The organism is Aquimarina rubra, assembly GCF_042684305.1.
Classification (GTDB): Bacteria; Bacteroidota; Bacteroidia; order Flavobacteriales; family Flavobacteriaceae; genus Aquimarina; species Aquimarina rubra.
In genome coordinates, this window is record NZ_JBHULE010000024.1 from 1 (window position 1) to 950 (window position 950).

2 protein-coding genes are annotated in these 950 nt (G+C 28.9%); both read right to left on the bottom strand.

The window, feature by feature from the left end; genetic code table 11:
* Nucleotides 1-59: 59 nt before the first annotated feature.
* Nucleotides 60-389: a hypothetical protein gene (locus tag ACFSR1_RS19095; protein ID WP_378294652.1), complete on the bottom strand. Its 330-nt coding sequence runs from the start codon at nt 387-389 to the stop codon at nt 60-62.
* Between the two features lie 2 nt (nt 390-391).
* Entirely contained in the window at nt 392-925 is a 534-nt protein-coding gene (locus tag ACFSR1_RS19100; protein ID WP_378294653.1) for an SMI1/KNR4 family protein, read from the bottom strand.
* Nucleotides 926-950: the final 25 nt, after the last annotated feature.

Consider the following 950-nt stretch of genomic DNA (forward strand, 5'->3'; position numbering starts at 1 on the left):
AACGTTGCATGTAAAATGCGTTTTAATGCATTTTTACATCTTGTTAGCGGTAGTTCATTTTATTTACCACATTTTTTTTCAAATGATTCTTTGTCGAAAAAAACATATTTTTCTATGCTCTTAAAAAAAACTTTTATTGTAGTTTTTTCGTCTATTAACCATTTGCCGTTACTGTCTTTTATACATTTATAGTTGTCATAAGTTCCTGCCCAGATAGCCCAATTTTCAGCAATAGAGTGAATCTTTTTAAGTTCTAAAATCAACTTACTCATTTTTGTTTTTTCTGAAAACTCTGTAAACTCATTGTGTCTTGACATATCATCTCCCATGCAAACACTATCTCTGTCCGATTCTATTACAACTCTTTTATTATTGAACAAATTCCACATAATTAATCTAATAGTCCAAGTTTTTTCCAGCTTTCAATTTCTTGTTTTAACATATTTAAGAGATATTCACTAAAAGATTTTGCCCAAACAGTTGGTCCTTCTTTTAACCATTTGTCTTGTTCAACAAAAATATATACAGGAGGATTTTCACCTTCATCGACTTTTAAGAATTCTATAGCATAACCTTGGTGACTCATAAATAGAATTGAGTTTTCTAATATTTTTTTACCATCAAAATTATTTCTATTTAGTAGGTCTATTCCAACATCTTTAAAAGTGTGGTCTTGAGGTACAATATTTTCTTCTTTCCAACCTTCATAAGCTTCTCCCGATAAAAATGGATAATAATAATCAGTTCCTCTAAGAATTTTACCTCCACTTTTACCAAACCATCCTAAAAACTCTTTAAAGGCTTCAGGGATTTTTTCGTTTAGTATAGATTCTAAATTATCAATTTCTTGTTCAGAACAACCTCTAAATTCAGAAGTTATTTGAGGATAATCTTTTAAAAAGTTTTTAGATTCTTCTAGATACATTTATTTTTCGTAATTACCGCTAACG